Below are 8240 nucleotides of genomic sequence, written 5' to 3'. Positions count from 1 at the left end.
CGCGCTGTTCGCGTTGGAGGTGGCGCTGTTCCGGTTGTTCGAGTCGTGGGGTGTGCGGCCGGACTTCGTGGCGGGGCATTCGATCGGTGAGGTGGTCGCGGCGCATGTGGCGGGGGTGTTCTCGTTGGAGGACGCGGCCCGGTTGGTGGTGGCGCGGGCCGGTCTGATGCAGGCCCTGCCCGGTGGCGGGGCGATGGTCGCCGTCGAGGCCACCGAGCAGGAGGTCCGGGCCGTGCTGGTCCCGGGCGCGGGGATCGCGGCCGTCAACGGCCCGCGCTCGGTGGTGATCTCGGGCGAGGAGGACGCCGTACTGGCCGTCGCCGCCCGGTTCGCCGACCGGCGGACCCGGAGGCTCCGGGTGTCGCACGCCTTCCACTCGGCGCACCTGGACGGGATGCTGGCCGAGTTCCGGGCCGTGGCCTCCACCCTGACCTACCACCCGCCCACGATTCCCGTGGTGTCCAATGTGACGGGCCGGATCGCGACCGCCGCCGAGCTCACCGACCCGGCGTACTGGGTGCGGCAGGTCCGGGAGCCGGTGCGTTTCGCCGACGGCGTGGCCGCGCTGGCGGCCGAGGGCGTCACCACCTTCGTCGAGCTGGGCCCGGACGGCACGCTGGCCGGGCTGGTCGGGCAGTCGCTGGAGGAGCCGGTGACCGCCGCCGTGCTGCGCCGGGACCGCGAGGAGGTCCGCACCGCGCTGACCGCCCTCGCCCGGATCCACGTCCAGGGACACCCGGTCGACTGGACCGCCCTGTTCGGCGGGGCGCGGCGTCCGCACGCCGTGCTGCCGACCTATCCGTTCCAGCGCCGTCGCTACTGGCTGGAGCCGACCGCAGCGGCCGCCGACGCGGGCGGTCTCGGGCTCGGCGCGGTCCGGCACCCGATCCTCGGGGCGGTCGTCCGCCCCGCCGGGTCCGACGGGGTGCTGCTCACCGGCAGCGTCTCGCTCGCCACCCATCCGTGGCTGGCCGACCACGTGGCGCACGGCACCGTGCTCGCGCCCGGCGCGGCCTTGCTGGAGCTGGCGATCCGGGCCGGTGACGAGGTCGGCACGCCCGTCGTCGAGGAGCTGGTGGTCGAGGCCCCGCTGGTGCTGCCCGGGCACGGCGCCGTGCAGCTCCAGGTCGCACTCGGCGAGGCCGACGAGCAGGGTGCTCGCACGGTCGCCGTGCACTCCCGCCCGGGGGCGGACGCCGAGTGGACCCGCCACGCGAGCGGCCTGCTCTCGGACCGGGCGGTCCCGCGGCCGGACGCCGTCGAGCCCCCGGCGGACGCCGAGACCGTCGGCGCCGAGCAGGCGTACGACCTGCTGGCCGCCGTCGGGCTGGACTACGGTCCCGCGTTCCGGGGCCTGACGACGGTGCGGCGCGCCGGCCCGGACCTGTACGGCGAGGCGGAGCTGCCGGCCGAGCAGGCGGCGGACGCCGCCCGGTTCGGCATCCACCCGGCGCTGCTGGACGCGGTCGCCCAGCTGCCCGCGCTGGCGGGCGGGACGGAGGCCGGCCGCCGCCTGCCGTTCGCCTACCGGGGCGTCACCCTGCACGCGACGGCGGCGACCGCGCTGCGGATCGCGGTGACCGCGACCGGCCCCGACCAGTACGCACTGAGCGCCGACGACCCCGAGGGGCGGCCGGTGGTGACCATCGCCGAGCTGGTCACCCGCCCGGTGCGGGACGCCCCCCCGACCGCCGGGACGGCCCGGCTCGACCGGGACGGCCTGTTCGCGGTCGAGTGGCCGCGTATCGAGGCCCCGGCGCAGTCCGGGGAGCCGTTCGAGGAGCTGCGGGTGGCCGGGCACCGGAACACGCTCGCCAAGGTGCTGGGGCGGGTGCAGGCCTGGCTCGCCGACGAGGCGGGCGGGGCCGACGGGACGGGCCGACTGGTCGTGGTGACCCGCGGCGCGGTCGCGGTCGACGGCGGCGCGCCGGACCCGGCGGCCGCTCCGGTGTGGGGCCTGCTGCGCTCCGCGCAGTCCGAGCACCCGGGACGGATCGTCCTGGTGGACACCGACGCGGAGGCCGCCTCCGAGCAGCGGCTGGCCGCCGCCGTCGCCACCGGCGAGCCGCAGCTCGCGATCCGCGGGGGCCGGGTGCACGTGCCCCGGCTGCAGCGGGTCACGCCACCGCGGACCGAGGCCCGTCCGTGGGACCCGGACGGCACGGTACTGATCACCGGCGGCACCGGCGTGCTGGGCGCGGTGCTGGCCCGGCACCTGGTCGCCGAACGCGGCGTCCGGCACCTGCTGCTGCTCTCCCGGCGCGGCCCCGAGGCCCCCGGCGCATCGGAGCTGCAGGCCGAACTGGAGGCGCTGGGCGCGAGCGTGACGCTCATCGCCGCCGACACCGCGGACCGGTCCGAACTCGCCGCGGCCATCGCCGCCGTCCCGGCCGCGCACCCGCTCACCGCCGTGATCCACACCGCCGGGGTGGTCGACGACGGCGTGTTCACCGCGCTCACCCCGCAGCGGCTGGCCGCCGTCTGGGGCCCGAAGGCCGACGGAGCCCGGTACCTGCACGAGCTCACCCGGGGCCACGACCTGGCGGCCTTCGTGCTGTACTCCTCGGTCGCCGCCGTGCTCGGCTCGCCCGGGCAGGCCGGCTACGCGGCGGCCAACACCTACCTGGACGCGCTGGCGGCCCACCGCCGCTCGCACGGCCTGCCCGCGCAGTCGCTGGCCTGGGGCCAGTGGGCGGAGGCCAGCGGCATCACCGGGCACCTCACGGCGACCGACCACGCCCGGCTGGCCCGGTTCGGCATCCGGCCGATCGACTCCGCCGAGGGCGTGCGGCTGTTCGACGCGGCCGAGGCCCTGGCCGACCGGCCCGGACTGGTCCCGGCACCGCTCGACCTGGCCGCGCTGCGCGGCGGGAACGTGCCTCCCCTGCTGCGCTCCCTGGTCCGCCCGACCCGCCGCACCGCCGGGGCCCCGACACCGGGCGGGACCGGCCTCGCGGAGCGTCTCGCGGCGCTGCCGGACGCCGGCGAGCGGCAGGCCGAGCTGCTGCGGCTGGTCCGCGCCGAGGTGTCCGCCGTGCTCGGCGGCGACCCCGGGGCGGTGGGCGGCACCCGCTCGTTCACCAGCCTCGGACTGGACTCGCTGACCGCCGTCGAACTCCGCAACCGGATCGGCGCCGCCACCGGCCTGCGGCTTTCCGCCACGTTGGTCTTCGACCACCCGAGCCCGACCGCCCTCGCCGGGCACCTGCTCGACGAACTGCTCGGCGCCGCGGCCGAACCCGCCGCCGTGGCCGCCCCCGCACCGGTCCGGGCGGACGAGCCGATCGCGATCGTCGGCATGGCGTGCCGCCTGCCCGGCGGCGTCGACTCGCCCGAGGACCTCTGGCGGCTGGTCAGCGACGGCGTGGACGCCGTCTCCGAGTTCCCGACCGACCGCGGCTGGGACCTGGAGGCGCTGTACTCGTCCGACCCGGACAGCCCCGGCACCTCCTACACGCGGCACGGCGGTTTCCTCGAGCGGGCGGCCGAGTTCGACGCGGCGTTCTTCGGCATCTCCCCGCGCGAGGCGCTCGCCACCGACCCGCAGCAGCGCCTGCTTCTCGAGGCCGGCTGGGAGGCGCTGGAGAGCGCCGGGCTCGACCCGACCGCGCTGCGCGGCAGCCGCACCGGCGTGTTCGCCGGCGTGATGTACCACGACTACGCGCCCCGGGTCCGCGAGGTCCCGGCGGAGTTGGAGGGTTGGCTGGGCAACGGCACAGCGGGCAGCGTGGCGTCGGGGCGGATCTCGTACACCTTCGGGTTCGAGGGCCCGGCGGTGACGGTCGACACCGCCTGCTCCTCGTCGCTGGTCGCGCTGCACCTGGCCGCCCAGTCGCTGCGCTCCGGCGAGTGCGACCTGGCGCTGGCCGGCGGGGTGGCCGTGATGTCCACGCCCACCACCTTCGTGGAGTTCTCCCGCCAGCGCGCCCTGTCCGCCGACGGCCGCTGCAAGGCCTACGCCGGAGCCGCGGACGGCACCGGCTGGGGCGAGGGCGTCGGCCTGCTGCTGGTGGAGCGGCTGTCGGACGCGCGGCGCAACGGGCACCGGGTGCTGGCGGTGCTGCGCGGCTCGGCCGTCAACCAGGACGGCGCCTCCAACGGCCTCACCGCACCGAGCGGCCCCGCCCAGCAGCGGGTGATCCGGCAGGCGCTGGCCAACGCCGGACTGGCCGTCGCCGAGGTCGACGCCGTCGAGGGCCACGGCACCGGCACCCGGCTCGGCGACCCGATCGAGGCCCAGGCGCTGCTCGCCACCTACGGCCAGGACCGTGAACGGCCGCTGCTGCTCGGTTCGCTGAAGTCCAACATCGGGCACACCCAGGCCGCCGCCGGAGCCGCCGGAGTGATCAAGATGGTGCAGGCGATCCGGCACGGCGTCCTGCCGCGCACCCTGCACGTCGACGAGCCCAGCCCGTACGTCGACTGGTCGGCCGGCTCGGTCGAACTGCTCACCGAGCAACAGCCGTGGCCCGAGACCGGACGGCCGCGCCGGGCGGGGGTGTCCTCGTTCGGCGTCTCCGGCACCAACGCGCACGTCATCATCGAGCAGGCGCCCGCCGAGCGGCCGCGGCCCGAGCGCGGTCCGACCCCGCCGGCGCTGCCGTTCGCGGTCTCCGCCCGCTCGGCGGGAGCGCTGCGCGCCCGGGCCGGGCAGATCGCCGACCTCCTCGACGGCACCGAGCCGGTGGACGTCGCGCACACCCTGGTCACCGCCCGGGCCGCGCTGGAGGAGCGGGCGGTCGCCGTGGGCAGCGCCGAGGCGCTGCGGGCGCTGGTCGCCGACGAGCCCTCGGCCGCGCTGGTCCGCGGCACCGCGGACCTGACCGGGAAGACCGTGTTCGTCTTCCCCGGCCAGGGCTCCCAGTGGGCCCGCATGGCCGTCGAACTCCTCGACACCGCACCGGTGTTCGCCGCCCGGATCGCGGAGTGCGCGGCCGCCCTCGCCCCGCACACGGACTGGTCGCTGCTCGACGTCCTGCGCGGCGCGCCCGGCGCCCCCGGCCTCGACCGGGTCGATGTGGTCCAGCCCGCGCTGTGGGCGGTCATGGTCTCGCTCGCCGAGCTCTGGCGCTCCCACGGTGTCCATCCGGACGCGGTGGTCGGCCACAGCCAGGGCGAGATCGCCGCCGCCGTGGTCGCCGGAGGCCTCTCGCTGGCCGACGGCGCCCGGGTGGCAGCCCTGCGCAGCCGGGCCGTCCTGGCCCTGTCGGGCAAGGGCGGCATGGCCTCGGTCGCCCTGCCGGTCGACCGGGTCGCCGAGCGGATCACCGCCTGGGACGGCCGGCTGTCCGTGGCGGTCGTCAACGGCCCGTCCGCGACCGTGGTGTCCGGCGAGCCCGAGGCGCTCGCCGAACTGGTCGCCGGTTACCGGGAGGAGGACGTCCGGGCCAGGCTGGTCCCGGTCGACTACGCCTCGCACTCGGCCCAGGTGGACGGGCTGCGACAGGAACTGCTGGAGCTGCTCGCCCCGGTCGAGCCGCGCACCGGCACCGTCCCGCTGCTGTCCACCGTCACCGCCGGCTGGCAGGACACGGCCGGCCTGGACGCCGAGTACTGGGTCACCAATCTGCGCGAGACGGTCCGCTTCGAGGACGCCACCCGGGCGCTCGCCGAGCAGGGGCACACGGTGTTCGTCGAGGTCAGCCCGCACGCGGTGCTCACCGTGCCGCTGCAGGAGACCCTGGAGTCGGCCGGCCTCGGCCGCCGGTCCGCCGTCACCGGCACCCTGCGCCGCGACGACGGCGGGCTGCACCGCTTCCTGCTCTCCGCCGCGGAACTCTGGGTCCGGGGCGTCGCGGTGGACTGGACGGCCGTGCTCGCCGACGCCCGCCCGCGGCCGGTCGCGCTGCCCGGCTACCCGTTCCAGCGGCAGCGCTACTGGCTGGAGGCGACCGTCTCCAACACCACGGTCACCGCCGTCGCCGCGCCGCAGCCCGCGGCGCAGGGCGAGGAGGCCCCCTGGATCGCCCGGCTGGCCGCGGTGGCCGACCCGGCGGCCCGCGAAGCCGAACTCCTCGCCCTGGTCCGCCGGGAGGCGGCCGCGGCGCTCGGCCACGGCGACACCGCCGGGGTCGAGGCCGACCGGGCGTTCCGCGACCTCGGCCTGAGCTCGCTCACCGCCGTCGAACTGCGCAACCGGATCGGTACCGGCACGGGTCTCGACCTGCCCGCGACCCTGGTCTTCGACCACCCGACCCCGGCCGCCGTCGCGGCCTACCTGCTGACCGAACTCCCCGCCGCCGCGGGCGGACCCGTCCCGGTCGGCGCCCTGGAGTCGCTGGCCGCCCTGGAGCGCGCACTCGCCGGTCCGGCCGGCGCCGCCGAGGTCGACAGTGCGCTGCTGGCCCGGCTGCGGGCCCTGGTCGACCGCTGGGACCTCGGCGGACGGCCGGACGCGGAACACGAGTTCGACTTCGACAACGCCAGCGACGAGGAGCTCTTCCAACTGGTCGAGCGCAACGCCGAAACCCACTGACCCACCCCCGTTCCACCGAACACCGTGATGCGAGAGGCAGCGATGTCCAACGACCAGAAGCTCAGGGACTACCTGAAGCGCGCCCTGGCCGACGCCCAGAAGGCCAACCGGCGGCTCCAGGAAGTGGAGAGCGCCAAGCGCGAACCGATCGCGATCATCGGTATGGCGTGCCGCCTGCCCGGCGGCGTCGACTCGCCCGAGGACCTCTGGCGGCTGGTCAGCGACGGCGTGGACGCCGTCTCCGAGTTCCCGACCGACCGCGGCTGGGACCTGGAGGCGCTGTACTCGTCCGACCCGGACAGCCCCGGCACCTCCTACACCCGGCACGGCGGATTCCTCGACACCACCGCGGACTTCGACGCCGAGTTCTTCGGCATCTCGCCGCGCGAGGCCCTCGCCACCGACCCCCAGCACCGGTTGCTGTTGGAGACCGCCTGGCAGGCCTTCGAACGGGCCGGGATCGACCCCGGCGCGCTGCGCGGCAGCCGGACCGCCGTGTTCGCCGGCATCGCCGGCGGCGACTACACCCCGCGCCTGCACGACGCGCCGAGCGAGTTGGAGGGCTACCTCGGCATCGGGGGCCTGGACAGCGTGGCCTCGGGGCGGATCTCGTACACCTTCGGGTTCGAGGGCCCGGCGGTCACCGTGGACACCGCCTGCTCCTCGTCGCTGGTCGCACTGCACCTGGCCGCCCAGTCGCTGCGCAGCGGGGAGAGCGACCTGGCGCTGGCCGGCGGGGTGAGCGTGATGGCCACCGCCCAGGGGTTCGTGGAGTTCGCCCGGCAGCGCGGACTCTCGGCGGACGGCCGCTGCAAGGCCTTCGCGGCGGCCGCGGACGGCACGGGGTGGGCCGAGGGTGTGGGTCTGCTGCTGGTGGAGCGGCTGTCGGACGCCCGGCGCAACGGGCACCGGGTGCTGGCGGTGCTGCGCGGCAGCGCGGTGAACCAGGACGGCGCCTCCAACGGGCTCACCGCACCGAGCGGCCCCGCCCAGCAGCGGGTGATCCGGCAGGCCCTGGCCGGTGCCCGGCTCGCCCCCGCCGATGTGCACGCTGTCGAGGCGCACGGCACCGGCACCCGGCTCGGCGACCCGATCGAGGCCCAGGCGATCCTGGCCACCTACGGGCAGGACCGTGAACAGCCGCTGCTGCTCGGTTCGCTGAAGTCCAACATCGGTCACACGCAGGCGGCCGCGGGTGTGGCGGGTGTGATCAAGTCGGTGCTGGCGATCCGGCACGGGGTGCTGCCGCGGACCCTGCACGCCGAGGAGCCCACCCCGTACGTCGACTGGTCGGCCGGCTCGGTCGAACTGCTCACCGAGCAGCGGGACTGGCCGGAGGTCGACGGTCCGCGCCGGGTCGGGGTCTCCGCGTTCGGCGCCAGCGGGACCAACGCGCACGTGATCATCGAGCAGGCGCCCGAAGAGGACCCGCTGGACGCCGCCCCGGTGGAGCCGCCGCTGATCCCGTACGTGGTGTCGGCGCGCTCGGTGCCGGCGCTGCGCGCCCGGGCCGGGCAGATCGCCGACCTGCTGGAGACCTCCGACCCGCTCGCGGTCGCACGCTCCCTGGTCACCACCCGTACCGCGCTGGAGGAACGGGCCGTGGTGCTCGGTGACCCGGGCGCAGTGCGCACGCTGGACGGCCGGGACGTGGTCACCGGCTCCACCCTCGGCTCCGGCGGGCTCGCCTTCCTGTTCTCCGGTCAGGGGAGTCAGCGGGTGGGGATGGGGCGGGAGTTGTACGCGTCGTTCCCGGTGTTCGCGG

Annotated in this window: 2 protein-coding genes; both read left to right on the top strand. The window is 76.4% G+C overall.

Annotated elements, in window-relative coordinates; all coding sequences use genetic code 11:
- Nucleotides 1–6475: SDR family NAD(P)-dependent oxidoreductase (locus tag ABTX81_RS39255; RefSeq protein ID WP_502892963.1), on the top strand; the 6475-nt coding region annotated here is incomplete at its 5' end.
- Nucleotides 6476–6517: 42 nt separating this feature from the next.
- Nucleotides 6518–8240: type I polyketide synthase (locus tag ABTX81_RS39250; RefSeq protein WP_350555703.1), on the top strand; the 1723-nt coding region annotated here is incomplete at its 3' end.

Origin of the sequence: Kitasatospora sp. NPDC097605 (assembly GCF_040302725.1) — a bacterium.
Classification (GTDB): domain Bacteria; phylum Actinomycetota; class Actinomycetes; order Streptomycetales; family Streptomycetaceae; genus Kitasatospora.
This window is presented reverse-complemented; position numbering and strand designations above follow the sequence as displayed.